Annotated in this window: 22 protein-coding genes and 1 tRNA gene; 10 read left to right on the top strand and 13 right to left on the bottom strand. The window is 35.4% G+C overall.

Translation table 11 applies throughout. From position 1 onward, the window contains the following. Positions 1-4 precede the first annotated feature (4 nt). From ctaD to ACFEL3_RS02450, 5 genes are all read left to right on the top strand, one after another. On the top strand, positions 5-1,555 hold the full coding sequence (gene ctaD / locus ACFEL3_RS02470) for a cytochrome c oxidase subunit I (RefSeq protein ID WP_010962499.1): 1,551 nt from the start codon (positions 5-7) through the stop codon (positions 1,553-1,555). Between the two features lies 1 nt (position 1,556). After that, the gene (locus ACFEL3_RS02465) at positions 1,557-2,444 is read left to right on the top strand and encodes a heme o synthase (protein WP_265039624.1); all 888 of its coding nucleotides are present in this window, start codon (positions 1,557-1,559) and stop codon (positions 2,442-2,444) included. A 175-nt stretch (positions 2,445-2,619) separates the two neighbouring features. Continuing rightward, positions 2,620-3,057, top strand: coding sequence for a ribonuclease HI (rnhA, locus tag ACFEL3_RS02460; protein WP_010082655.1), 438 nt, complete (start codon positions 2,620-2,622; stop codon positions 3,055-3,057). Further along, positions 3,050-6,172 carry an AsmA-like C-terminal domain-containing protein gene (locus tag ACFEL3_RS02455; protein ID WP_010962501.1) on the top strand — a complete coding sequence of 1,041 codons (3,123 nt, stop codon included), beginning with the start codon at positions 3,050-3,052 and terminating at the stop codon, positions 6,170-6,172. Before rnhA ends, ACFEL3_RS02455 begins: the two co-directional genes overlap by 8 nt. A 216-nt stretch (positions 6,173-6,388) precedes the next feature. Then, positions 6,389-6,511 carry a hypothetical protein gene (locus tag ACFEL3_RS02450; RefSeq protein ID WP_255703183.1) on the top strand — a complete coding sequence of 41 codons (123 nt, stop codon included), beginning with the start codon at positions 6,389-6,391 and terminating at the stop codon, positions 6,509-6,511. Between the two features lie 223 nt (positions 6,512-6,734). Here the strand turns inward: ACFEL3_RS02450 and groL are convergent, their stop codons facing one another. Then, positions 6,735-8,384: a chaperonin GroEL gene (gene groL, locus ACFEL3_RS02445; RefSeq protein ID WP_010962503.1), complete on the bottom strand. Its 1,650-nt coding sequence runs from the start codon at positions 8,382-8,384 to the stop codon at positions 6,735-6,737. 100 nt (positions 8,385-8,484) lie between these two features. Further along, positions 8,485-8,766, bottom strand: a complete 282-nt coding sequence (locus ACFEL3_RS02440) for a co-chaperone GroES (protein WP_173862895.1) — start codon at positions 8,764-8,766, stop codon at positions 8,485-8,487. Positions 8,767-8,933: 167 nt separating this feature from the next. On the opposite strand from ACFEL3_RS02440, the gene ACFEL3_RS02435 reads away from it, so the two are divergent. Next, positions 8,934-9,740: a YgfZ/GcvT domain-containing protein gene (locus ACFEL3_RS02435; RefSeq protein WP_010962504.1), complete on the top strand. Its 807-nt coding sequence runs from the start codon at positions 8,934-8,936 to the stop codon at positions 9,738-9,740. A gap of 982 nt (positions 9,741-10,722) precedes the next feature. Here the strand turns inward: ACFEL3_RS02435 and recJ are convergent. The 4 genes from recJ to ACFEL3_RS02415 form a co-directional block, all read right to left on the bottom strand. Further along, positions 10,723-12,462, bottom strand: a complete 1,740-nt coding sequence (gene recJ, locus ACFEL3_RS02430; protein ID WP_010962506.1) for a single-stranded-DNA-specific exonuclease RecJ — start codon at positions 12,460-12,462, stop codon at positions 10,723-10,725. Positions 12,463-12,522: 60 nt separating this feature from the next. Next, positions 12,523-12,756 carry a hypothetical protein gene (locus ACFEL3_RS02425; RefSeq protein ID WP_010962507.1) on the bottom strand — a complete coding sequence of 78 codons (234 nt, stop codon included), beginning with the start codon at positions 12,754-12,756 and terminating at the stop codon, positions 12,523-12,525. Then, positions 12,753-12,875 carry a hypothetical protein gene (locus tag ACFEL3_RS02420; RefSeq protein ID WP_264374369.1) on the bottom strand — a complete coding sequence of 41 codons (123 nt, stop codon included), beginning with the start codon at positions 12,873-12,875 and terminating at the stop codon, positions 12,753-12,755. Before ACFEL3_RS02420 ends, ACFEL3_RS02425 begins: the two co-directional genes overlap by 4 nt. A 651-nt stretch (positions 12,876-13,526) precedes the next feature. Beyond that, positions 13,527-14,732 carry a cbb3-type cytochrome c oxidase subunit I gene (locus tag ACFEL3_RS02415; protein ID WP_375316783.1) on the bottom strand — a complete coding sequence of 402 codons (1,206 nt, stop codon included), beginning with the start codon at positions 14,730-14,732 and terminating at the stop codon, positions 13,527-13,529. Between ACFEL3_RS02415 and ACFEL3_RS02410 the strand changes: the two genes are divergently transcribed. Next, positions 14,617-14,865, top strand: coding sequence for a hypothetical protein (locus ACFEL3_RS02410; RefSeq protein ID WP_375316782.1), 249 nt, complete (start codon positions 14,617-14,619; stop codon positions 14,863-14,865). The genes ACFEL3_RS02415 and ACFEL3_RS02410 overlap by 116 nt on opposite strands. Here the strand turns inward: ACFEL3_RS02410 and ACFEL3_RS02405 are convergent. The 6 genes from ACFEL3_RS02405 to ACFEL3_RS02380 all read right to left on the bottom strand — a co-directional run bounded on the left by ACFEL3_RS02405 (position 14,821) and on the right by ACFEL3_RS02380 (position 22,364). After that, positions 14,821-16,116, bottom strand: a complete 1,296-nt coding sequence (locus ACFEL3_RS02405) for a Na+/H+ antiporter NhaC family protein (protein WP_010962510.1) — start codon at positions 16,114-16,116, stop codon at positions 14,821-14,823. The genes ACFEL3_RS02410 and ACFEL3_RS02405 overlap by 45 nt on opposite strands. Before the next feature lie 289 nt (positions 16,117-16,405). Next, positions 16,406-18,859, bottom strand: a complete 2,454-nt coding sequence (gene lon / locus ACFEL3_RS02400) for an endopeptidase La (RefSeq protein ID WP_375316775.1) — start codon at positions 18,857-18,859, stop codon at positions 16,406-16,408. A gap of 15 nt (positions 18,860-18,874) precedes the next feature. Next, a complete protein-coding gene (gene clpX / locus ACFEL3_RS02395; RefSeq protein WP_006279985.1) occupies positions 18,875-20,152 on the bottom strand; it encodes an ATP-dependent Clp protease ATP-binding subunit ClpX in 1,278 nt (425 codons plus the stop codon). Continuing rightward, positions 20,152-20,778, bottom strand: coding sequence for an ATP-dependent Clp endopeptidase proteolytic subunit ClpP (gene clpP / locus ACFEL3_RS02390; protein WP_006280254.1), 627 nt, complete (start codon positions 20,776-20,778; stop codon positions 20,152-20,154). The genes clpX and clpP overlap by 1 nt, the downstream gene beginning before the upstream one ends. Positions 20,779-20,789: 11 nt before the next feature. Next, positions 20,790-22,124, bottom strand: a complete 1,335-nt coding sequence (gene tig / locus ACFEL3_RS02385) for a trigger factor (protein WP_010962514.1) — start codon at positions 22,122-22,124, stop codon at positions 20,790-20,792. Between the two features lie 158 nt (positions 22,125-22,282). Beyond that, positions 22,283-22,364, bottom strand: a tRNA-Leu gene (locus ACFEL3_RS02380). 140 nt (positions 22,365-22,504) lie between these two features. Between ACFEL3_RS02380 and ACFEL3_RS02375 the strand changes: the two genes are divergently transcribed. Together ACFEL3_RS02375 and gshB are read left to right on the top strand one after the other, a co-directional pair. Continuing rightward, positions 22,505-23,101 (top strand): BON domain-containing protein, encoded by a 597-nt coding sequence (locus tag ACFEL3_RS02375; RefSeq protein WP_010962515.1) that lies wholly within the window; start codon positions 22,505-22,507, stop codon positions 23,099-23,101. Between the two features lie 60 nt (positions 23,102-23,161). Then, positions 23,162-24,091 carry a glutathione synthase gene (gshB, locus tag ACFEL3_RS02370; protein WP_038198626.1) on the top strand — a complete coding sequence of 310 codons (930 nt, stop codon included), beginning with the start codon at positions 23,162-23,164 and terminating at the stop codon, positions 24,089-24,091. Here gshB and murG read toward each other — a convergent pair. Then, positions 24,076-25,107 carry an undecaprenyldiphospho-muramoylpentapeptide beta-N-acetylglucosaminyltransferase gene (gene murG, locus ACFEL3_RS02365; protein ID WP_007549072.1) on the bottom strand — a complete coding sequence of 344 codons (1,032 nt, stop codon included), beginning with the start codon at positions 25,105-25,107 and terminating at the stop codon, positions 24,076-24,078. The two genes, gshB and murG, sit on opposite strands and share 16 nt — an antisense overlap. Before the next feature lie 69 nt (positions 25,108-25,176). Between murG and ACFEL3_RS02360 the strand changes: the two genes are divergently transcribed. Continuing rightward, positions 25,177-25,569 (top strand): hypothetical protein, encoded by a 393-nt coding sequence (locus tag ACFEL3_RS02360; RefSeq protein ID WP_006279962.1) that lies wholly within the window; start codon positions 25,177-25,179, stop codon positions 25,567-25,569. Positions 25,570-25,572 lie beyond the last annotated feature (3 nt).

Raw genomic sequence — 25,572 nt, 5'->3', positions numbered from 1 at the left:
AGATATGAGTGACGTACCAAAGGGCATAAAGCGTTGGTTGTTTTCCACCAATCATAAAGATATAGGGACACTGTACATTATTTTTTCCATATTAGCTGGAATTATTGGTGGATTATTATCGGTGATTATTCGCACTCAGCTAATGCACATTAATATACTTAACAATAACTATCAATTATATAACGTAATGGTTACAGGGCATGCGTTGATAATGGTGTTTTTTATGATAATGCCAGCCCTCATGGGAGGATTTGGTAACTGGTTTGTACCTCTCATGATTGGCGCACCAGATATGGCATTTCCTCGTATGAATAATTTAAGTTTTTGGTTATTAGTGTCATCTTTTATTTTGCTCATTCTCTCAGTGTTTATTGGTGAAGGTCCAGGTACAGGTTGGACTTTATATCCACCTCTATCACAGGTAATGTCCCATCCAAGTGCAGGAGTTGACATTGCTATACTTGCACTTCATGTTGCTGGTATGTCGTCAATTGTTGGGGCGATCAACTTTATAGTTACTATATTTAACATGCGCACAAAAGGAATGTCATTAACTAAGATGCCACTGTTTGTTTGGTCTGTCTTGCTAACAGCATTTATGTTGATTGTTGCCTTACCAGTGCTTGCCGGTGCTATAACTATGCTTCTTACTGATCGCAATATTGGTACTTCCTTTTTTGATCCTGCCGGTGGCGGCGATCCTGTGTTATTTCAACATCTATTTTGGTTTTTTGGCCATCCAGAAGTTTACGTAATTATTTTTCCTGCATTTGGCATCATAAGTCAGGTTGTATCAACTTTTTCTCACAGACCTGTATTTGGTTACATAGGGATGGTTTATGCAATGATAGGTATAGCAGTATTTGGCTTTATGGTTTGGGCTCACCATATGTTCACTGTTGGGCTTAGTGCTGACGCTGCTGCATTTTTTAGCACTACCACAATTTTTATCGGTGTTATAACTGGTGTAAAAGTCTTTAGCTGGATTGCAACTATGTGGGGTGGAGCAATTGAGTTTAAGACCCCTATGCTATTTGCACTAGGTTTTATTTTCATGTTTGTTGGCGGTGGCATAACGGGAATAATTCTTTCTCATGGTGGAATAGATAAGCTCCTGCACGACACCTATTATGTTGTTGCTCACTTCCATTATGTCATGTCACTTGCTGCATTATTTGGAGCTTTTGCTGGCTTTTATTATTGGATTGGTAAAATGTCGGGTAAACAATATAATGAGCGCTTAGGTCAAATCCACTTTTGGCTTACTTTTATTAGCACCAATATCACTTTTTTACCTCAACATTTCTTAGGATTAGCTGGTATGCCAAGGCGTATACCTGATTATCCTGATGCGTTTATCCCTTGGAATTATATATCCTCAATTGGTTCGTATATGTCCTTTGTTTCAGTTATGTTTTTTGTGTTTATAGTTATACATCTTTTTAAATGGGGCAAGAAAGCTGGAGATAATCCTTGGGAAGGTGACACCTTGGAATGGACGGTATCTTCACCACCGCCTTTTCATACTTTCGAAAAGCCACCAGTGGTAAAATAGAATGTACACAAGTGTTTTGCTAAATGTTGAATCAACAATACTGGATTTTTGGCGTTTGCTGAAGCCAAGGATAATGTATCTTGTGGTATTTACTGCAGTTGCTGGTATGGTTACTGCACCAGGTAGTATGCACCCTTTTCTAGCACTAATATCTCTTATATGTGTTGCTCTTGGCTCAGGATCTGCAGGTGCTATAAATATGTGGTATGACAGAGACATAGATCTGCTCATGGAAAGGACAAAAAACCGCCCTATACCCTCAGGTAGAGTTTCTGCAGAAAGTGCGCTTGAATTTGGTATAACTCTTGGAATATTGTCAGTATTTATCATGGCAATAGCAGTAAACTATATTTCTGCTGCTTTGCTTGCTGTTAGCATATTATTTTACGTTTTCATATATACAATTTGGCTAAAAAGGCGTACTCCGCAGAATATCGTTATCGGTGGTGCAGCAGGTGCTTTCCCTCCAATGATTGGCTGGGCAGCTGTGACTAATTCTGTCAGTTGGGAAAGTTTCATTTTATTTTTAGTAATTTTTATGTGGACTCCACCACACTTTTGGGCCCTATCTTTAAATAAGTCTGAAGACTATGCAAAGGCATCGATTCCAATGTTCAATATTGTTTATGGTCCGGAAAAAACAAGAAAATATATATTAATTTATAGTGTTTTGCTGGTGCTAACTAGCTTGCTTCCGGCTCTATTTTTGAAAAAGGCTTTACTTTATCTAAGCATGGCAACCTTTGAAGGTTGCGTTTTTATTTGGTACGCTGTATCTGTTATGAAGTTCAAGAATCACAGCTCACAGAAAAAAATGTTTTCTTATTCAATTTCTTATCTATTTTCCCTATTCGCCAGTATTATTTTTTGTTCTATTGGTTTATTTTAGTTATGAAAGAACGGCAGAAGCATAAAAACTATTTTTTACTTTTCCTTTTGGTAATGCTCGTTGTCACACTTTTTTTTGTTTCTATAATAAAATTTAAAGGTGCAGCTTAAACTACCTTTAGAAATTGTGCTTTCATAAAAGCAACTATATACTTTGTTAACCGATATAAACAAAGATGAGTAAAAAAGAAGTGATAATATATACGGATGGGGCGTGTTCTGGTAATCCTGGAGCGGGAGGATGGGCAGCTATCATATTATTTCAAGATTACAGAAAAGACATTTATGGTAGAGAAGAAAATACCACAAACAATAAAATGGAGTTAACAGCGGTGATCAATGGGCTGAAAGTATTGAAATTTTCTTGTAATATTAATTTATATACGGATAGTCTTTATGTTAAGCATGGCATAACAGAATGGATAAATAAGTGGAAAATGAATGGCTGGAAAACAAGTAATAAAAAATCAGTAAAAAATATGGAATTGTGGAAAGAGCTAGACAACGTTGCTTCACAACACGAAATTGATTGGAAGTGGGTTAAAGCACACAGTGGCGATAAGTATAATGAGGAGGCTGATAGTTTAGCAAGAAAAGCAATAATCGATGCTTAAAAAAATTACTATATTATTTTCCGTAGCTTTATTATTCATATTGTGCTTCTTTATTTTTTTTAAGCCTTTAGAAATCAATATTAATTATATTGATTTTTATGTTAAACATAAAATATCAAAAATATTTGTTGGCTCAAGCGTTAATATGGAGAATACCTCAGTTGTTTGGCAGAAAGATGGCAAAGATCCGTATTTAGTCATTACGGATTTGGCAATAGCAAACCCTAATTTTACTATAAAAGTTCCTGAGCTTTTTGTACATTTTAAGTTAAGTTCCTTATTTAAAGCTAGCACAAATCTCTCTCAGGTTTCAGCTGATAATGTGCATGTATGTATCAAGAGAGAAGAAACTAATGTTAATCCGCAAAACTCATTAGACCTTTTGGATAATCATTATTTAAGTAGTAACCGCCTTCCTTCGGTGTCATTCCAGCGCGTGACGCTGGAATCTAGAAAAAAAGAAACAAGTAGTCAAGCTACTTGGATGACAAGGACGAGTGCTGGGATGACAGGAAAAAAAGATACTGGGATGACAGGGAAGAATTTCAAGATGACAGAAAGTAGTGCAAAAAATCTATTAAAAACAATAAGGGAATTTTTTTTTGACTTAAATGCGGATTCAAAAATTGAATTTACTAACATCGCTATTGATAAAAGCACAGAAGATGAATTTTTTATTGATAAATTATATATAGGGAAGGGGGAAGATTTTAATGTTTTAGATATTCATGTGAATACAAAAGATGGAAAGGGATTTTTGGATGATTTATCAATTACGATAAAAAATCGCAACAATTTGCTAAATGTGTACGGGACATTTTATGATCTAAAATTGGGACTATTGAGCAAGTTTTCTACATTAGTTAAAAGCTACAATTTGGACAAAAATATAGGATTCAAAGGAAGCTTCTCAGTGAAAATTAATAAAAAGGATGAAATTGTAGATGGAAATATATACGTATTGAATACAGAAAATTATTTGAACAAAAATTTGGCCTTAACTAATGTAAATATAAATTTAACATATAGTGATGGAATTATTAGTGTAAAAAACTTCCATTTTAAGTTAAATGACACGTATCTCTCTTTGATAGGCAAAATGAACTTTAGTACAAGTCATGCTTTGCTTAGAATTAATATTAGTAAGTTTGCTGCAAAGGATTTATGTACTTATATACCAGATAGTGTAGTAAATAGTAAATTTAAAAGCTGGTATTGTGATAATATTGATGGGGATGTTTTAAATACCATTGTAAGTTTCAATGGCAAAATTAACAATTTGGTTGATGACGATCTGTCAGACATTGTAATTGTTGCTGATATAGAAAACGGTAGCGTAAAATTTGATGAAGATTTTGAGCAAGTAAAGGAATTAAAGGGTGATTTGATCATCAAGAATAACGATCTTGAAATTACTGTAAATAGCGCTAAGTTTCAGAATTTCACTGTTAATGGTGGTGATATTGAAATGAAATCTCTAAATAAGGAAGATTCAGTTCTAACCATTAATGGCAAAGCTGTAAGTGATGCGTATGGTTTATATGAGCCTATAAGATTTAAGCTGGATGATGTGGTGAAGGTTGAAAGGGATAAAGTAAGTGGAATGGCAAAATCCGTATTTAATTTTCGCATTTTTAATCTAAATGCTGATGACAAAAAAGTAGACTTCTCAGCAAATTTTCATTCTGAAATTGACAATTTGGCCGTCTATAATGCAAGTCTTGGTAAATATGATATTAAGCTTAGTTTTGGCAGTGACTTTATAGATTTAAATGGTAGTGGTATGGTGAATAACACACAGCTATTATTTGACCTGAAAAGTAGCAATAGGAATGAAAGTTTCGCCTGGAATTTGACCGGAGATTTACCCGCTCAAATATTTAATTTTGATAGTGGCTATGTCAGTGCAAATTTAGAGTCAGTGATAAATCAAGATAAGACGGGGTATGTTAATGGTGATATAGATTTATCAGAATTTGAATCACATTCAAGCTACTTAGGGTGGAAAAATCGCTTTGAAGATCACAATAAAATTTTGTTTTCTACAAGGTTAAAAGGAGCAGGTGAATTGTTAGTAGATAAATTAGACATTGTAGGAAATGACCTAGATATAAAATTCAGCGGAAGAGTAGAAAATGGAAATTTATATTTAAATTCTAGTAGCTTTAAATTGCCTGATAATGATTTTAGTATAGAAATTGAATCAGGTAAGGAGAAAAATGCCATAACTATTTATGGTGAGGAAATTAACTTAAGTGATATTTTAGGCTTGCTTGGCAAAAACAGTAATGGATTAAATAAAGATATAGAGATTAGTATGAATGTTGACAATGTAATTATGAAAGAAGGCATCGTTATCAAAAATGCTAAGCTGAATGTAACCTGTACTAAAGGTAATTGCAATGGAAGTCAATTTACAGGGCAGTTTCTGGAAGATAGCAGCAACATACTAGCAGAATACAGTGGAATAGGGCTCGAAATATATGCGGATAATTCAGGTATGCTTTTGCGTTCCTTAGGCATTAGTAAATCAATTAAAAACGGCAAATTGTCTTTTTATCTCTCTCCTCAGAGAGAAAGTGGAGAACATTATGGTACGTTATCCATTAGCAATTTCTACATCAAAGATGCTCCACTACTTACTACTTTATTGTCGATGTCTTCATTGCCTGGCATTGTAAATGCCATAAAAAATGAAGGTGTATACTTTTACAAATGTAATGCACCTTTTTCATACAAAGATGGCACTATTGAAATTGAAGAATCTTGGCTTGAAGGGGCGGAGTTAGGTATTAGCACTGGTGGTAAGCTCGATATTAGAAATTATAAATTCCAGGTTGCAGGACAAGTAATACCAGCATATTTAATTAATAAATCTTTGTTAAAAATTCCTATAATTGGAAAACTTCTTACTGGTGGGAAAAGTAGGGGAATCGTTTCAATAGACTATAAAGCAAGTGGTGATGACAAAAACAATAACGTATCTGTTGATCTTATCTCTTCGCTAACTCCAAACCTATTAAAGAGGTTATTGGGAGTGTTTGATCGCATTATGACAAAAACTAACGAAAGTGGCTTAAAAGGTGGTGTGAAAAAGAAATTTGGTTCGATATGACCAAAAGGGAAGTTATTTAACAAAATTATGGACAAAAATGCAAGAATTTCAGAATGATCTACCTGGTTTTTTATTTAGTTGTTTAAGTAATACCACTCCCTTTAACCTCTCTATATTTGCTGAACAACTAAAAAGGGTAGGGGGGTGGTTGTAAATTGTATCTGTTCAGCAGAGTGGCAAAATAAGGTAGACGAGAAAAGACAACTATAGGAACAAATGGGTGTCATGCCAGTGCGTGACACTGGTTTCCATCCAAAAGGGTGTCATTCCAGTGTCAGCTACTTTCATGACATCGTTTACTATGTGCCATATTGTAATGTTCGTACAGTTGTGGAATGAATCGCGGTATGACGTGTTGCTTGGGTCAGCTATAGTATAAATATACTAGGGGTTATAGTTTTCTTATGCTGCCTTTTTGTTATTAGACAACCACAATATAAAGGAGTGAAACGGATGCAAACAGTAGTGCATTTCTGCACCAAACGTATTACCTTTAACGAATAGTAAAATGTGAGATTTTTTGGAACTACCGTGGAGCAATTGCTCCACGGTTTCATTCTACTTAGAATCCACCCATGCCACTCATTTCTCCTGCACCCATAGGAGATGAAGCATTTTCTTTGCTTGGTACATCAACTATCATAGATTCAGTAGTTATCAGCACACTCGCAACAGATACCGCTGTTTCAAAAGCAATACGCACCACTTTTGCTGGATCAATCACACCAGCTGTAAATGCATTAGCGTAATTCATAGCCTCAACGTTGTATATAAGCTCTTTATCATTCTGCTTAATCAAATAGTCAATTATAACAGCAGATTCAAGACCAGCATTTTTGACTAACCTTCTAATTGGAGCACTGAGAACTTTCTTGATAATGTTTATGCCTATTTGTTCCTCGTCACTTGCACCTTTTAATTTGTCGAGAACAGATGAAGCATAAAGAAGCGCAACCCCACCACCTGGAACTATACCTTCTTCAATTGCAGCTCTTGTTGCATGCAGCGCATCTTCGACTCTATCTCTACGTTCTTTAACTTCCACTTCAGTTGCTCCACCAACTTTGAGCACAGCAACGCCACCTGATAATTTCGCTAAACGTTCTCTTAGCTTTTCTTTATCATAATCAGAAGTTGAAGTTTCAATTTGAGATTTAATCTGCTCGATTCTAGCTTTCACACTGTCAGAATCGCTATTTTCGCTGACAACTGTGGTATTATCTTTAGTAATTTTAACATTTTTAGCCGTACCAAGATCATCAAGCGTGAGATCTTCCATCTTGATTCCAAGTTCATCTTTTATGACGTACTTAGCACCAGTTAAAGTTGCTATGTCTTCGAGCATCTCCTTTCTTCTGTCACCAAAACCTGGAGCTTTTACTGCAGCAACTTTTAAACCACCACGCAATTTATTGATAACTAAAGTGCTTAATGCTTCACCTTCGATATCCTCTGCAATAATAACCAAAGGTTTACCAGATTTAACAATAGCTTCAAGAATAGGAAGTAAAGGTTGAATAATATTTAATTTTTTCTCTGTAATTAATAGATAAGGATTATCAAGCTCCACGATCATTTTTTCATTATTTGTAATAAAATACGGAGAGAGATAACCGCGATCAAATTGCATGCCAGTAGTCAGCTCAACTTCTAACTCTTTTGAACCTTTACTCTCTTCAACAGTTATTACACCCTCTTTTCCAACTTTTTTCACGGAATCAGCGATACTGTTACCTATATCCTTATCACCATTTGCAGAGATTATTGCAACTTGTGCCACTTCGTCTATTTTCTCTAGAGAAATTGTACGAGACATTGACGCAATTTCCTTTAATATTACATCTTTTGCCTTCTGTATTCCGTTTTTAATACCAACACGATCGTTTCCAGCAGCAATTGATTTTGAAGCTTCCATTATCATGTTGCTAGTTAGTATTGAGCACGTTGTTGTACCATCACCAACTTTATCGTTACATTGAGAACAACTCTGTGCAAAGATGCTTGCTATCGCAGCGTTTAATGGTTTTTCAGGCTTGATACCCTTCATCACCTTATAACCATCTTTTGTAATTTCTGGTGCTCCATAGGGCTTATTAATCCCTACTGTTTTTCCTCTAGGTCCTGCAGTTATTGCTACCGTTGAATCCACTATTGCTGCAACTTCACGAAAGGCTTCTTGCAACTGCTCACCTGATACTACTACATTAGTCATTTTTATCACCTCTTGTTAATAAAAAATTTAGAAAACTATAATAAAATCATTTACAATGCGCTATGTTGCGCTTTGTTTCAGTTTAGTAAAATAAAGACTGCTACTTAATGACAGCAAGTATATCGGACTCTTTCATCACGATAAGCTTCTCATTATTATGTTCTATTTCTGTACCAGCCCATTGGCGATAGAACACTTTATCACCAGCTTTCACAGTTAAAGTTACGCGTTCGCCACTTGAATTGCGTGAACCTTCACCAATTGCTATAACTTCACCTTTAGTAGGTTTCTTTTCAGCACTTGATGGAAGCACAATTCCACCTTGCTTTTCTTCGCTAATAGGCTTGATCAGCACGCTATCATCTAATACATTTAAACTTATACTTGACATTTGTTTTTCCTCATCAACAAATTAACTTATGAGTTTATATATATATACTCGTAAGTTAGATTTCAAGGGCTGGAGCTTGTAAAATATGCACGCCAAAAGCAGTTTCTAAAAGAGCCTAATGTTATATAATAAAATTTAGATTTATTTATAGAGATTTCATGAGTTATATACCATTTTTAAGTCGTGGTGTGATAGTGCTATATGGGCCTGACACTAGAGATTTTCTGCAGGGTATTATAACCAATGATATTAATAAGTTGGATAGCCAAAAAGCCATTTACTCTTTATTGCTTAGCCCTCAGGGAAAATATCTATATGATTTTTTTCTTATTGAATATGGTAAATACACCCTCTTGGAGTGCGAAAACATGCACTTGCAGCAAATAATCGAGAAACTAGATTTACTTAAAACTTATTTGAGGGTAAAGATTAAAGACGTTAGTGCACTATATAAGGTTGGGGTTTTGTTTAATACTAAGTTGGCGGAGTGTAGTAGTAAGTCACAAGTTATTTTTCAAGATCCAAGGCACAAGCTGCTAGGAATGAGGATCATACATAAAGATGAAATGAAAGAGCCGGTTGGGGATTTTACTCAGTATGAAAAAGTCAGAATTCAAAATCTCGTTCCAGATGGAGCGAAAGATATGGTGCAGAATTCATCGTTTCCGCTGCAATTTTTAATCGATAAAGTAAACGGTATAAGCTTTAATAAGGGGTGTTATATAGGTCAGGAAGTTGTAAATCGAATGAGCAGACAAGAAATATTCAGAAGAAAACTTTACCTTGTTGAGGGGGATAACGCACTTCCAGATATTGGCACTAAAGTGACAAATGAAAACAATGAGGAAATAGGGGAACTGCGCTCTAGTGTAGACAACATTGGATTTGCATTGCTTAATACTGGAAAGAGCCATGCAAATTTATATGCTGGTGGGGTCAAGTGCGTTAAGACGTTGAAGTCTTAAGGTAGCCCATATAGAAACGAAAAACTTGCTTGACAAACTCCGCCAGCCCCCTTATCATGGTATTGAAGGTATTCAGTTATCTTCATCTGTGCAGATTAAACAGCAAGAAAACAACGTAGTTGGCGTCTTATTTTTAATTTTTTGCACTATGTGCACCTTATGTCTTCACAACATTTCTGGGTTTTTACCTATATAAGCTGAAACGCGCTTATAAGTCGTTTAAGACAGTATAGTACGCCAATTTGCAGGATTAGAGAGTGACAACTAGCTAACACGGGGTTTCTTTTGCCTTTTTTTCTGCTTAGTAAATTTCTTAAACATTTGCAGCGTAGGTTAGTTGCATTCAAAAGCAGCTAAATTGCAGTGTTTAAGACTTAAAAACGCCAATACTGAAAATAGACAATGACTAGGGTTTCTTTTGCCTTTTTTTTCATTTGGTAAATTTTTTAATGTTTATGGCTAAACGACAACCGTCATCCCGCTGCTTGTTAGCGGGATCTCTTGTTAGCGCCGCGGCGGTATGACGGTTCGTGGCGGCGTGACGATAAGCTCGTCATCCCGCTGCTTGTTAGCGGGATCTAGAGATACCGCGAATGAATCGCGGTATGACGGTTCGTGGCGGCGTGACGATAAGCTCGTCATCCCACTGCTTGTTAGCGGGATCTAGAGATACCGCGAATGAATCGCGGTATGACGGTTCGCGGCGGTATGACGGTTCGCAGTGGCATGACGATAAGCTCGTCATCCCGCTACTTGTTAGCGGCTAAGAGATACCGCGAATGAATCGCGGTATGACGGTTAAGTAGGGTGTCATCCCAGTGTCACGCACTGGGATGACATTATAGGAGCACTGGGATGACACCCTCTTGGATGGAAATCAGTGTCAGATAATTTCATGACACCAGTTGTTGTAAACTCACTTTTTCTCGATTTTTTGGTTTATCTTGTCTACCTATTTTGCCACTCTGCTGAACAGATACACTCAACTTATGGTCAATACATCTTCTATTAAAAATTGTACAAATTCATTGCCATTCCAGTAATTCATAGAGATTTTACCCAAAATAGCTTTAACATTACCCTGCATGATAGCAGAGCCAAGATGAGTATTTGCAGAACGAAATGCAATAGCTCTTACCATAACATTATCATCAGCAATAAAACATTTTATATGGTCAACTCCTATAACTTCAGGCTTTCTTATCTTTGCTCCTTGGATAATAAACCTTGGTTCAGGATTTCCAACTCCAAATGGTCCCAAGCGTTGCAGTTGGTTCCACAGAGATAAGTTTATTGCTTTAGCAGTTACTATACTATCAGCTTTTAAAGTTTTCTCATTTATAGAGTTTGAAAATCTTTCAGTAAAAAAATCATGCAAATCATTTATTTTGTCTTCTTTAATTGAAAATCCTGCCGCCATACTATGGCCACCACCTTCAATAATCAAATTTATAAACTTTGCGGAAAGGACTGCAGCACCGATATCAACTCCCAAAATTGATCTACAGCTTGCTTTTCCTATTCCATTATTTAAAGATATCACTACTGTTGGCAAGTGAAACTGCTCCTTTAGCCTTGATGCAATTATACCAATTATTCCCTGGTGCCAATTGCCACTTATCATTATAAAATTCGCACCTGATTGGGCAGACTTTTCCGCTTGTGCTGTAGCTTCCAAGAGAGCCTCATTTTCTAACACTTTTCTTGCATTATTCAAATCTATTAATTTTAGCGCGATTGAATGTGCCTCTTCATCATCATCGGTGGAAAGCAACCTTGCACCAAGCGATGCTTCTCCAATTCTTCCTCCAGCATTTATGCATGGCCCAATACTAAACCCTAATCGAGAAACACTTGGTTTTTCAAGGATTCCCAAAGCATCAAATAAAACACGCAAGCCAACGTTTTTTCTTGTTGACATAACTTTTAATCCTTGTGAGACAAGTGCTCTATTGAGGCCTGTGATCTGCATAACATCACAGACAGTTCCCAGGGCAACCAAATCCAACAGATCAAATAAATCTGGTTCTTTTTTGTTGGTAAAAAATCCTTGCTCACGTAGGCTTTTATTAAGAGCAACAATTAGCAGAAATGACACTCCAACTGCTGCTAGGTTATTATAAGGAGAGCTCTCATCAAGGCGGTTTGGATTCACAACTGCTACGGCGCTTGGTAATTTTTCCGTACCAAGGTGATGGTCAACAACTATAATATCAAGACCAAAAGCCTTTGCATCTTCTATTGGTTGATATGCAAGCGTACCACAATCAACGGAAATACATAAATCAATTCCATTCTTTTTAAGTTGTAATAAAGCATCTGTGTTTAATCCATAACCCTCATCAACACGATCTGGAATGTAGATTATAGAGTGTATATCGATTGCTCTCAGGTACCTGTTAATCAATGCTGACGACGTTGCACCATCAACATCATAGTCACCAAATATTGCAAGGTTTTCATCATTTTTTATTGCCCGTATTATACGAGAAACAGCTTTATCCATATCAAGAAGGTGAAAGGGATCTGGTAATAGCGATCTGATTAGTGGATATAAGAAGTCGCTTGCATTTTCTATGTTAACACCACGAGTAACCAATATTCTTGCTAATATTTCTGGTAACTCAAATCTCTGTGTAAGAGTTAAGATTTGCCTTTGATCTGCTTCTTGCAACTTCCACAATGCATTTGTTATGCTGCGCTTTTCAATTTCAAGTAGCATATTCTTTCTTTGTAAATAAAACTACTTTACCAGAATTTTTAAGCTTGTTCTATAATTGTATTAGACTTCTGCATAACCTAAACTAAGTAGAAAAAAGGTATCATCTAAGTAGCTGACACTGGTCTCCATCCAAGAGGGCAGTAGCCCCTTCGGTGTCATTCCAGCGCGTGACCAGGTCTTTTTAGCTATCATAGGATGACAGAAGCAGACACTCCACTTTGTCGTTCCAGTGCCTCCTTTTTTTGTCATTCCAGTGCCTTGACTATTTGGATCCAGGAAAAAGAATGGTGTCATCCCAGTGCCCCTATGATGTCATCCAAGTAGCCTCCCTCTCCTGTCATCCCAGTGCTCCTTTTTTTGTCATCCGAGTAGCTGACACTGGGATCCAGGAATTTTATTAAGTTGGTAAGCATAAAAGTGTTATGTAAAATACAACGTTCTTGATGGGATTGCGTGAAATGCTGGATCCCAGTGTCTGGGCACTGGGATGACAAAGGAGGACAGTGTCAGCTACTCGGATGACAAAAAAAGGAGCACTGGGATGACATCATCCTTTTTTTGGGGTTCCAGCGTCACGCGCTACCTTCCGTATAAATATTAAAAAATTTACCAAATGAAAAAAAGGCAAAAGAAGCCCCGTGGTTGGCTAATTACTTACATTATACTTTCAAGTATGGCGTTTTTTTATTCTAAACGCTTAATAACCGCGATTTAGTTGCTTTTAAGCCGCAACTAATCTAAATTATAAACATTAAGAAATTTACTAAACAGAAAAAAAGGCAAAAGAAACCCTAGGGTAGCTAGTTATTCACTATCCATTTTTTAAATCGGCGTTTTTTGATGTTTTAAATGCTTTATAAGCGCATTTCAGCTTATATTAGGTAAAAACTTAGAAATTTTATAAAGACATAAGGTGCACATAGTGCAAAAAATTAAACATGGGACGCCAGATACGTGAGTTTTTTTGTCATTTAATCTGTACAGAGAAGATAAATAAATAGCTTCAGTTTCATGATAAGGGGGCTGGCGGAGTTTGTCAAGGAAGTTTTTTTTGTTTCTATGGGTCAGTTGGTACGCGCTTTGCCTTTTAACAGATGTAAAAGCACAATTATTACGAACAACATTCCACCAACAACTGATATAGCGCCACCTATAATGAAGCACGTGCGTGCTAACATTGACGAAATACTTGGCAGATCTGCAACCTTCCTTAAAGCACCATATCCACCAAGCCACACAAGGCCAGTGATATGGAGAAAATGCCCTATACTGTAGGCATAAATCTGTAATCTTACCATGGAACTTTTTATCTCTTTAAAGTTTAATTTAGGTAACATCCAGTAGACAAAATTCATAAAAGCTATAGTGATACCAACTACAGAACCGTGATAATGAGCAGGAATCGTGACATTACCTTCAATAGTCAACACTCCGAGCACATCTCCATAAGTGAACAACAAAAATGAATGTAATAAATAGTTGCTTTTATCATTAATAAAAGTTCTGATGTTGTAGCACACTAATATTATCAAAAAGCACGGCAAAACTGCTCCAGCAATCCTCATATGCCAAGTAAAAAACTGTATTAACTTGGCACTATCAACTGGATAAACAAAATATACAAACGGTGCGCCTACAGCTAAAATCGTGTTTATAAATAGTGGTAAAATAGTAATTTTATTGTTTGAAGCTAAACTAATATCATTGGAACTTAGCATTATTAAATAGACTAAAAACATTCCTTGAGTAAAAGCAAACTGCAATAAATGTCCGCCTCCCCAAAAGAGATATTCGTAAAATAAATTATTATCTGAGTGATATAGACCTGGAGGCATATTATTATATGCTAAAACAAAGCAAAGAAATGACGATACAAGTATAATAACTAGCCCAATTTGCCCAACAGAGAGAAATGAAACCTCTTTTTTTGATGTGTATGCTAGCATTGTATTTACTAATATACTGGCAATAAATAAACTGAGTCCAAGTAAAAATAATTTGTTTTGTAATACGGGAATATAGTTACTTTTGATAACTTCAGTGTTTGGAACGAATGCGGATATAAACATGAGCAGCATCGAAAGGGTTGATAGAACCCATGAAAAGTTAAACCAACTATTGGTATTTTGTAGGTTTATGATAAAGAGCAGAGATATTATAGAGCACATCCACACTAAAATTGACAAGTTCACGTGTATTACCAGCGCATTATCAAAAATATATTGTGCAGAAGGAACAAGAGAGGAGATAAAAGGCAATCGTAGAAAAATAACAATTATTGACAGTAACCCAGAGCAAGCAAGAGCACATACTGCCAAGAACATCCATTTTCTACAGAGCGGAGCGTTGTCTTGTATATTAAGCACAATCTTTTTTCTCAATTTTGTTCAATACAATATATAACACTGCAATAATACCTAAAACATAGCAATAGTATACGTGTGGCACGACTGCCAAAGGTGAAACTCCAGCAATAGTGCTAGCCAAAAGCAATTGAGCGCCATACGGTATTAATCCTTGAAATACACAAGAAAATATGCCTAGCCATGCTGCACTATAGTGAGGCGGTATTTCATATTTCTTAGCAATATCTCTAGCAATTTCACCACTAAAAATTATAGCGATGGTGTTATTTGCAAGTAAAATATCAAATATGCTGACTATTTTTGCAATAAATAATTGCGCAGTTTTTTGTCCACCACGTTGTATCATAACCCAAGATGAAAGTTTATCTGCAAGCTCCTTAGAATTTTTACCTACCAGTCCTGAAAGCCCGCCAACCATCAATGACAGTAGCATAATTTCATGCATACTCATAAACCCTTTGGTGATGTTTTGGCTTAAAAACAATAAACCATGATTGTTGTTATTTATAAATCCAATGATTCCAGCAAAAGTTATGCTTAAAACCAATGCCGTAAATACATTTATTCCAAAGTTTGCAAGCAATATAAGTATTATGTAAGGAGTCACAAGCAATAAAGAATACTCCTTAACTGAAATAGCAGCACTATTGCTTGAGCTATAAAATAATATAATTATTGTGAATATAGAAGCAATTAGTGCCACTTTTGCATTCAGTTTTAATTTTTTCTTTATATCAGCCTTTTGAGACATCACAGATGCAATTGTAGTATCAGAGATAATAGATAAATTGTCGCCAAACATTGCTCCTCCTACAACGGTTGCAACTCCTAAGGAAGGAGAAATCCCAGCTTGTGTCAGTTCAACTGCAATAGGAGCAATTGTTGCAATGGTGCCCATTGATGTACCAATAGCAGTGGAGATGAAAGCTGCTACAAAAAATAATCCTATGAGTAAAAATTGTGTTGGTATAAATGAAAGAGCCAAATTAACTGTGGCATCAGCACTACCGATTGCTTTAGTTACTTCACTGAATGCACCTGCAAGTAAGAAAATGATACACATAGTGATAATATTACGATCTCTTACCCCATCTAGAAAGGCATACATTTTTTCTTCAGTATTGCCCTTGTATAAAACCCAACCCAGAGCTATGGCAGGAACAATGGCTACCAGTGGAGATAACTGATAAAAAGCATTTGACACGCCAAGAATAGTAAAATATATACCACTTCCTACAAAAAGAAATAGGAACAGTAAAATAGGCAAAAAATTTGTAAGATAAAACATACCTCTACTCCAGCTCTGATAAACGCAAATCAACTATGATATGATTTATATTATTATAAACCACAGTTAGCACCTTGACCAAGGTTTTTCTAGAAAGCAATCTACCAGAAAAGGTTTCCATGAAAAGGACTATTATAATATATCATCTACTTGAATAAAACTGGGAGATAGAATAAGTAAAAAATATGAATGACATAACAACAAAGCAAGTCATATCCTTATGGAATGCACAAGCTGGTAGATTCTTGCCGGATAAAAGAGAAATGGAGATTGATAATATTTTCTTAATCTAATGCTTCAATGTTTCCGATATAGGAAAAGTATCATCTTTATTTTCTATAGAGGAAGGCACACTATTTTGATTATCATCACCATTAATTGGAGTAGTAGGGTGCATTAAAGCAACTTTCATAACTTCATCAATATTCTTAGCAAAAACTACGTTGATCCCTTCTTTGATGCTTGCCGGAATTTCTTGCATATCTTTCTCATTTTCACTTGGTATAATCACAGTTTTGATTGATCCTCTGAGCGCTGCAAGCAATTTTTCTCTCAAGCCCCCGATAGCTAAAACTCTACCACGCAATGTCACTTCGCCTGTCATAGCAACATTTTTGTTAACTGGTATATTTGTCATAAGAGAAACAATAGACGTACATACCGCGCCGCCAGCAGAAGGGCCATCTTTTGGTACAGCACCCTCAGGTACATGCAAATGTATATCATTATTTTGGAATTTTTCGGGCTTTATACCAAAAAACAAACAATTTGATCGAATATAACTATACGCAGCTTTTATAGATTCTTGCATAACCTCTCCAAGCTTTCCTGTGTATTTTATTTCTCCCTTGCCCGGAATTAGGACTGATTCTATCATCAAAATATCACCACCTGTTTCAGTATAGGCGAGCCCAGTTACTATTCCTACTAAACTCTCATTTTCCGCAATGCCAAAGGTATATTTATGTACCCCTAAATAATCTTGTAAATTGTCAACCCCTACGGATATTTTCTTATTTTTATCAGTCAATATTTCTTTAACTGCCTTTCTCATGAGCTTTGCAAGCTCCCTTTCCATACTCCGCACACCACTTTCACGTGTATATAAACGTATCAACTCGTATAACGCCTCATTAGTTATGTCCCATTCCTTCTGATACAAACCATGCTCCTTCTTTAACTTCGGAATAAGGTGGTGTGTAGCAATACTGATTTTTTCATCTTCAGTATACCCGGACAATTGTATAATTTCCATCCTATCACGCAAAGGATGTGGTAAATTTAAGCTGTTTGCCGTAGCTACAAACATTACACTTGAAAGATCAAACTCAACTTCCAAGTAATGATCCGTAAAGTGTTTATTGTGCTCAGTATCTAAAACCTCAAGTAATGCAGACGCAGGATCGCCACGCGAATCAGAACCCATCTTATCTATTTCATCAAGCAGAAAAAGCGGGTTGCATGAATTAGCTTTTTTCATGTGTTGAATGATTTTACCAGGCATTGAGCCAATATAAGTTTTCCTATGCCCTCGTATCTCAGACTCATCACGCACACCACCAAGAGCTATGCGAACAAAATCTCTTCCTACTGCTCTTGCCATAGACTTAGCTAAAGAAGTTTTACCAACACCTGGCGGTCCAACTAAGCAAAGTATAGGACCTTTTATCTCTTTTACTCTTTTTAATACCGCTAAAAATTCTATTATTCTATCTTTTACTTTCTCTACGCCATAATGATTTTCATCTAAGATTTTCTTAGCTGCATTTAAGTTAATTTTTGCATCTTTGTACTTTCCCCATGGCAACTCAAGCAACCAATGCAAGTAACTAGATATAACTGTAGCTTCAGGAGAAATGGGATTCATTTTCTTGTATCTCTTCAAATCAGTTATAGCTTTCTCTCTTGCTTCCTGAGAAAGCTTTGTTTCATTTATCTTTTTTTCAAATTCATTGAGTATATTCCCTTCATCACCATTCTCAAATTCGCCTAATTCTTTCTGTATAGCTTTCAATTGCTTGTTAAGGTAGTAAACTTTCTGAGTGCTTTCAACTTGCGATTTAATTGTCTTATATAAACGGTTTTGTGCGTTCAAAATACTCATTTCTCTCTCAATAAAAGCAAAAGCTTTTTTTAAACGCTCTTCTGGGTCATAAGCCTCAAGTATACTTTGTTTATCTGATACTTTTATATTTAAATGTGAAGCTACCGTGTCTACAAGTTGATCAACTTCTTTGATTTGATCAATGGAGTTAATGGCAACCTCGGGTTGATTTTTCTTGTTTAGCTTACACCAGCTATCGAACGCGTCTACAACAGACCGCCTTAAAGCTTCTAAATCAATATTGTCTTCATCTTCTTTATAATAATTGTCTAACTCTACCCTGGCTTGTAATAAAGTATGAGAGCTAATATATTCTACAACTCTTCCCCTTCTTATCCCCCGGATTATAACTTTTACTGCATTGTCAGGTAATTTTATTAACGGTTGTACAATGCTTGCTAACACACCTACTTCATAAAGATCTTCAGGCTCTGGATTATCAACAGAGCCATCTTTCTGTGCTACAAGAAAAATCTCATTTTGGTGATTACTACTACTTATTGCATACTCTAGTGCATTAACAGATTTTTCTCTGCCTATGAATAAAGGCACCATTATATTTGGAAAAATTACTACATCTCTTAAAGGTAATACTGGCAATGCAGTAAAACTAGAGCTTACAGCACGTTCAATGTTCATAATATATGCCTCAAATTAATCATTAACCGTTATAACATTGCCATTGTTATTATGATTAACCGTTGCTTTTCCTAATTCTACCATTTTCTTAGTGATTACTATAGTGCTACCTTCAAAGCCTCCGTTTCCAGATGTATACATAATGTCAAGCAAAAGTGACTCCAAGATAGCACGTAACATTCTTGCACCTGTTTTGTAGCTTATAGCCTTTTTAGCAATAGCTGATATTGCTTCATCTGAAAACTCAAGGTTTACTTTGCTAAACGCAAGCAATGCTTTGTACTGTTTTATTAGTGCATTCCTTGGCTCTGTCAACACATGTATTAAATCTTCATGATCCAGCTCATCTAAAACAGCAGTTATTGGAACCCGCCCTACAAATTCGGGTATTAAACCGAATTTGATTAAATCTTCAGGTTGAACATCATGTAAAGCATTCTTTTTCTTTTGCTCTTTAGACTGACTTATATCTGCTCCAAAGCCAACTGACGTTCCCTTTTTTCTCGCTTCAATAATTTTATCGAGGCCTTCAAAAGCTCCTCCACAAATAAACAGTATGTTACTAGTATCCACTTGTATAAACTCTTGTTGTGGGTGTTTTCGCCCTCCTTGTGGCGGAACATAAGCAACTGTACCCTCCATAATCTTAAGCAGAGCTTGCTGGACCCCTTCACCTGAAACGTCACGGGTTATTGAAGTGCTTTCAGATTTTCTTGTAATTTTGTCTATTTCATCTATAAACACTATACCACGCTGTGCTTTTACAACGTCATAATTTGCAGCTTGTAATAAACGCGACAACACGCTTTCTACATCATCACCCACATAACCTGCCTCAGTTAAAGTTGTCGCATCAGCCATAGCAAATGGCACATCTGAAACTTTAGCAAGTGTTTTGGCTAGCAAAGTCTTACCAGAACCAGTGGGACCAATAAGCATTATATTTGACTTCTCGATTTCAATATCACTTATAGCATGAAATTGTACCATGGATTGACAATGGTTATACATAGCTACAGATAAAACGTGTTGCGCGTGTTCTTGACCTACAACATGCTTGCTGAGAAAGTTTTTTATATCCTCAGGTTTCTTTAGTAATAGCTTCATATCAGATATACGATCTGAATTAAAAGATCTATCTTTCTTTTGACTTATTGCTTTATGGGATAATTCTATGCACTCATTACAAATAAACACCTTTAAACCATCCGAAGAGTTAGTAATCAATTTATCTACTTCATCTTGCGCCTTGTTGCAAAAAGAACAGTAGTGTAAATCATTATTGTTATCCATTAACCCACCTTTTGTTTAACTTTAATATTTTCAATTTCAATATCTGTACGCTCAGCTATCACCCTGTCAATTAAGCCAATTTTCCTTGCTTCTTCAGGATCCATGAATTTATCTCTTTCCATCATTCCTTCAATTTTCTTCAGTGAATTTCCAGTATGTTTTTCATAAATTTGATTTAGTTTTTTCTTAACCCGCAAAATTTCATTAGCATGTATTTCTATATCAGTTGCTTGACCATGATAACCACCAGATGGCTGATGTATCATAATTCTTGAATGAGGTAGAGAGTAGCGCTTACCTTTTGTACCAGCTGCAAGCAATAAAGAACCCATAGACGCAGCTTGACCTATACATAAAGTTGAAACGTCTGGGTTTATATACTGCATTGTATCGTAGATCGACAAACCAGCAGTTACAACACCACCTGGTGAGTTGATGTACATACAAATGTCTTTATCGGGATTTTCCGATTCTAAAAATAAAAGCTGTGCTACTATTACACTGGCCATATTGTCTTCAATAGGACCTGTTACAAAAATTATTCTTTCTTTCACTAGTCTTGAATATATGTCATAAGCGCGCTCACCGCGACTAGTTTGTTCAACTACAATTGGTATAAGAGTCATACCTTTCCCTATTAAATATTATCAAATAATTCCTTTAATTCTTTCACAGAAACAATCTGCTCTTCTTTACTAACTTTTTCTATTATATAATCTGTCACTTTATACTCAAGCGCTTGCCCTCTAACTAATTCTTGAAATTGTTTATTTGATTCAAAATGCTTAAGTACTCTGTCAAATTGCACATCTTTACTGACATATTGATTTACAATAACACTCAAAACATCATTTTGAGTTAATGATATTTTATGTTCTGCACTAAATTTCATAAATAACATAGCAAGCTTTACACGTTTTTCAGCTTCTTTACGAGAATCATTTTGAGCACCCAATTCTCCTTCCATTCTTTGTTGCTCCTGTTTTACTATGTCTGTGGGTAAATCAAAACTATAATTAGCATCCAAATAATCAAACAGCTCCTTTTTAATTAAGAGATTTCTCATTTCGGTGCACTGATCACCAATCATTTTTTTTGCATGATTTATTAGCAAAGAATAATCTTTAAACCCAATACTCTTAGCTATTTCATCATCATTTTCAAAATCTTTGGCAATTTGAATCTCATTAACTCGCACAGAAAAATCAGCTTCCTGTCCTGCAAGGGAAATGGCTTGGTAATTTTCAGGAAATTTCAACTTAAAGTTCTTTGTTTCTCCCTTTTTCATACCAGTTAATTGATCTTCAAAACCATTAATAAATGTGCCAGACCCTAAATTAACGGCAAAATTTTTGCTACTTCCACCTTGAAAGAGCTTATTCCTAATCCGCCCTTCAAAATCAATTATCAATTTATCCCCATCTTTCGCTTGATAAGAAGCATCATCAACAGAGGCGAAATTGGGGAACTTTGTTTTAATAGAATCAATAAATTCTTTTATATCTTCCTCTTCAATCTTTGCTTCAATTTTCTTTAAGTTTATTTTGTCAAGATCTATCACTGGTACTTCAGGCATCGACTCAAAAGATAGCTTGTATACAAAATTGCCCTCCTCATTTTCTTTGCCCAGATCTGGTAATGATATAACATCAACCTTAGGATAAATGTGAGACTTGACTTCAATTTTTTTCATCAAATCACTTGAGCAATAATCAATTGTATTATTTATCACATATTCCAAAGCCTCGTTTTTATAATTTGCAACAACAAGGTCATAGGGCATCTTTCCAGCCCTAAATCCAGGTGATTTTGCATTTTCTGCTATCTCTTGCAACCTGGAATTTACCTTTTGTTTTATATAATCACTACCAACTGTGATTTCATACTCATACTTTAGTTTATCTATACTAAGCTCTTTGTAGGTATATACGCTACTTACTTCGACTGTATTTTGAGGTATATTATTAGACATCATAATTCATTTATTAACATTTTAATTCATATCTTAATAGAGTCATTTTACCAGAATTTAAGTTAAACACAATCCTTAAGAACAGGTTTTTACACAAACAAAAGTGTATTTAGTGATTATAAATTTTCCCTTAAAACCTAAGTTACATGACTTTAAAGTGCGGATAGAGGGACTTGAACCCCCACGAGCAAGCTCACCAGGACCTAAACCTGGCACGTCTACCAATTCCGCCATATCCGCAAGAAATTTTTAGTACCCTATTATAGGTATTCCATTAAAAATATTCAAGGTTTAAAGTCTTACTTAATTTATGGTATTTACACAATCAAAAAAGCTTATTAACATTTCTTAATGAAAGCTCTAAACCCTGAAAATCAATAATGAGATTAATAACAAGCTTCTTACTCGCAATTTTTTTGATTACACAAAGTGGTTGCACAACCCTTATAATAGGTGGTGTGGTGGCTACAGCGGCAGCAACAGCAATAACAATGCAGGACAAATCCTTGGGAAATATCATTGATGATACGACTATGGTCATCAGAATTAATAAGGGGCTCTTAAAACATGGGCTATTTTCATCCATAAAGGTTAAAGTAAGTGAAGGAAGAGTATTGCTCATTGGAAGTGTTGACACTCCTGAAAAACAACTTACAGCAGAAAAAATAGCTTGGCAGCAAAAAGAAATTAAAGAAGTGATAAATGAAATAAGAGTAATACCAATTCAAATGGCTTCCATGCTAGACACCACTGTAGATGGCATGATAACAGCGGAAATAAGAACAAGACTCCTGGGAAAAAGAAATATTAAGTCAATTAATTATAGCGTTAATACGGTTGATAGAGTTGTTTATTTGATGGGTATAGCCCAAAATAAAGCGGAATTAAAAGCTGTAATAGCAATTGCAAGAAAAGTAAAGGGAGTAAAACAAGTTGTAAGTTATGTACGATACAGGTACAGTAAGTTACGCCATTAGGCAAAAATCGCTTTCAAATTATAACATTTGTACAGTTGTGACAATAGGTAGAGAACATAAATGAAAATTGCCTTTCAGATGGATGAAAATATAAATTTTGAAACTGATACTACATTTGCGCTAATAAAAGAAGCACAAAGGAGGGGGTATGAAATTTTTGTTTATACTCCTGATAATTTAGCACTAAAGCTAAACTATCCAATTGCTTTTGCTCAGAAAGTCAGCGTTGATGATTTTAGTTTTATCTCCAAAAAAGATGTAGCTATCAACTTGAATGAAATGAACATCATATTTATCAGACAGGATCCACCTTTTGATATGCGTTACATTACAACAACATATATCTTAGAAAAAACTAGCGCATTGGTAATTAACAATCCAACAGAAATAAGAAATTGTCCTGAAAAATTGATAACTTCATTATTTCCAGAACTAATTCCGCCAACTTTGATTACTGAAAATATATCAATGATTAGAGATTTCTACTACAACTATCAAGATATTATTCTGAAGCCATTGTATAGTTATGGAGGAAACGATGTGATAAGAATACAAGATGAGAATAGTATTCAAGTAGTAGTGGATCTCATGATAGCAAAATACGAATGCCCTGTGATTGCACAATCATTTTGTAAAAACATAGATAAAGATAAAAGAATATTGCTACTTTATGGCCAACCAATTGGTGTAATGAAACGAATTCCAAAAATCAGTGGAGAGATCAGAACAAACATGCGACTTGGAGCAAGTTTTGAGCCCGCTCAAATGAACGATAGAAACAATGAAATATGTAACAAAATTGGTCCTGAATTAAAGAAAAGAGGGCTAATATTTGTTGGTATTGATATTATAGATGACTTCCTGCTCGAAATTAACACAACTTCACCCACGGGAGTAGTTTATATCAATAAATTGTATAATATATCGCTAGAAAAGGATCTTTGGGACGTGTTTGAAGAAAAAGCAAGCAGCCATCAACTAAACCTGTGAACAATCACCTTAACAAACTCAGTAGTCCCATTCTTTATCCCTGTTTTTTCTGTACTATTGGTCATATCACGCAATTTTTGAGAATTATTTAATAGATCAAATAGTACCTCTGTTAGATTTTTTTTTGCTTCACTATTCTGCTTAACTATTATAGCTGCTCTCGAGTCTTCAATATATTTTGCGTTATAAAATTGGTGATTATCTTTTGAGTAAGGGTAAGGAATATATATAGCAGAACGCCTAGCAAGAGTGATCTCTGCTATTGAAGTTGCTCCTGCTCTGCTAATTACCAAGTGAGCATTGGCCAGTCTATTCTCCATATCATCAAAAAATTCACTCAATTCACAATCGATCTTTTCACTTTTGTATAGACTTTTGACCTTGTTTACATTTTTCTTCGTACATTGCTGCGTCACTCTAATTTTCTTTTTCATTTTAATAGGTAAATCACAAATTACGCTGCTTACTACATCATCAAAAAAATTTGCACCTTGGCTGCCTGCTATGACCAATATATTTAGGATTTTCTCAGTGCTAGAATGGCTCTGTGCTTTTATATCAACAAAATTTCCTGTAAAAATACATTTATTGCCCTCTGCATATTTAGTCTCCGGAAAGCTGGTTGCAATTAATTTTGCACTCTTGAAAAAGAATCTATTTACTCTCCCTAAAACTGTGTTTTGTTCATGTAAAATTATAGGTATAGAAAGAACTCTTGCTGCAAGAAGAGTTGGAAAAGAAGCATAGCTACCAAAACCAATGACCGATTTTGGTTTTAATTTTCTTACTTGATACAGTGCTAACATAGAGCTGTATATCAAGAAAAGGAAAAACTTAAATTTGTTGCTGCTTGGTCTACGTAATGGTAAGGTGTAGCTTTCTATGTCGGTATTTTTATTTGTTTTTTTATCAGTGAATAATATGCAATTGTATCCTTGTGTCTTTAGTGCTTTTGCTAAAGCTATGGCCGGAAAGATATGCCCACCTGTGCCACCTGTTGCTAAAATAATATCCATCTGTAAATAATAAATCCTAGATTGTTAACTGTTATTTAACAATTTGCACGTAGAATTTTATTAAGCGTTATGATAGTTGAGTTAAAAATGCCTAAAAGTAATAGTAAAAAAGAACCTAATGAGAAAAATAAACCTCAAGAACAAAGAGAAGGCAGAAGCGGAGGTTTTTTAGAACTGCTAAAAAATATAATAAAAATTCTTTTCAATTCGGTCGTTGACCTACCTGAGCACGAGCAGCATAATAAAATGAAAAGCACTAATCTACAACAAGGTTTGGATACTAAAGGAAAAGGCCCAGAAGATCTTCATCCAAAGGCAAAGCTTGAAGTTAAAGAAGCAGCTAAGGGATTGAAAGAAGAGTTACAGAATTCTGATGCTGGTGGTAATCAATCTATTGAAACTAAAGTGCCTAATCAAACTACTACTCAAGACATTGACAACTCTAAAACGATGGAACGTTAGTTC

The organism is Wolbachia endosymbiont (group A) of Opomyza germinationis, assembly GCF_964264765.1.
GTDB lineage: Bacteria > Pseudomonadota > Alphaproteobacteria > Rickettsiales > Anaplasmataceae > Wolbachia > Wolbachia pipientis.
Note: the sequence above shows the minus strand (reverse complement) of the source record. Positions and strands in the feature narration are given on the sequence as shown.

Excerpts from the sequence above, each read along its gene's own strand:
- tig (WP_010962514.1), bottom strand. The coding sequence starts at position 22,124 with ATGTCTAATAATATACCTCAAAATACAGTCGAAGTAAGTAGCGTATAT.
- ACFEL3_RS02450 (WP_255703183.1), top strand. The coding sequence starts at position 6,389 with ATGGGTGTCATGCCAGTGCGTGACACTGGTTTCCATCCAAAAGGGTGT.
- groL (WP_010962503.1), bottom strand. The coding sequence starts at position 8,384 with ATGACTAATGTAGTAGTATCAGGTGAGCAGTTGCAAGAAGCCTTTCGT.
- ACFEL3_RS02435 (WP_010962504.1), top strand. The coding sequence starts at position 8,934 with ATGAGTTATATACCATTTTTAAGTCGTGGTGTGATAGTGCTATATGGG.
- recJ (WP_010962506.1), bottom strand. The coding sequence starts at position 12,462 with ATGCTACTTGAAATTGAAAAGCGCAGCATAACAAATGCATTGTGGAAG.
- clpX (WP_006279985.1), bottom strand. The coding sequence starts at position 20,152 with ATGGATAACAATAATGATTTACACTACTGTTCTTTTTGCAACAAGGCG.
- clpP (WP_006280254.1), bottom strand. The coding sequence starts at position 20,778 with ATGACTCTTATACCAATTGTAGTTGAACAAACTAGTCGCGGTGAGCGC.
- ACFEL3_RS02360 (WP_006279962.1), top strand. The coding sequence starts at position 25,177 with ATGATAGTTGAGTTAAAAATGCCTAAAAGTAATAGTAAAAAAGAACCT.
- ACFEL3_RS02455 (WP_010962501.1), top strand. The coding sequence starts at position 3,050 with ATGCTTAAAAAAATTACTATATTATTTTCCGTAGCTTTATTATTCATA.
- ctaD (WP_010962499.1), top strand. The coding sequence starts at position 5 with ATGAGTGACGTACCAAAGGGCATAAAGCGTTGGTTGTTTTCCACCAAT.
- ACFEL3_RS02425 (WP_010962507.1), bottom strand. The coding sequence starts at position 12,756 with ATGACACCATTCTTTTTCCTGGATCCAAATAGTCAAGGCACTGGAATG.
- ACFEL3_RS02405 (WP_010962510.1), bottom strand. The coding sequence starts at position 16,116 with ATGTTTTATCTTACAAATTTTTTGCCTATTTTACTGTTCCTATTTCTT.
- ACFEL3_RS02375 (WP_010962515.1), top strand. The coding sequence starts at position 22,505 with ATGAGATTAATAACAAGCTTCTTACTCGCAATTTTTTTGATTACACAA.
- rnhA (WP_010082655.1), top strand. The coding sequence starts at position 2,620 with ATGAGTAAAAAAGAAGTGATAATATATACGGATGGGGCGTGTTCTGGT.
- lon (WP_375316775.1), bottom strand. The coding sequence starts at position 18,859 with ATGAACATTGAACGTGCTGTAAGCTCTAGTTTTACTGCATTGCCAGTA.
- gshB (WP_038198626.1), top strand. The coding sequence starts at position 23,162 with ATGAAAATTGCCTTTCAGATGGATGAAAATATAAATTTTGAAACTGAT.
- ACFEL3_RS02465 (WP_265039624.1), top strand. The coding sequence starts at position 1,557 with ATGTACACAAGTGTTTTGCTAAATGTTGAATCAACAATACTGGATTTT.
- murG (WP_007549072.1), bottom strand. The coding sequence starts at position 25,107 with ATGGATATTATTTTAGCAACAGGTGGCACAGGTGGGCATATCTTTCCG.
- ACFEL3_RS02420 (WP_264374369.1), bottom strand. The coding sequence starts at position 12,875 with ATGCTTACCAACTTAATAAAATTCCTGGATCCCAGTGTCAGCTACTCG.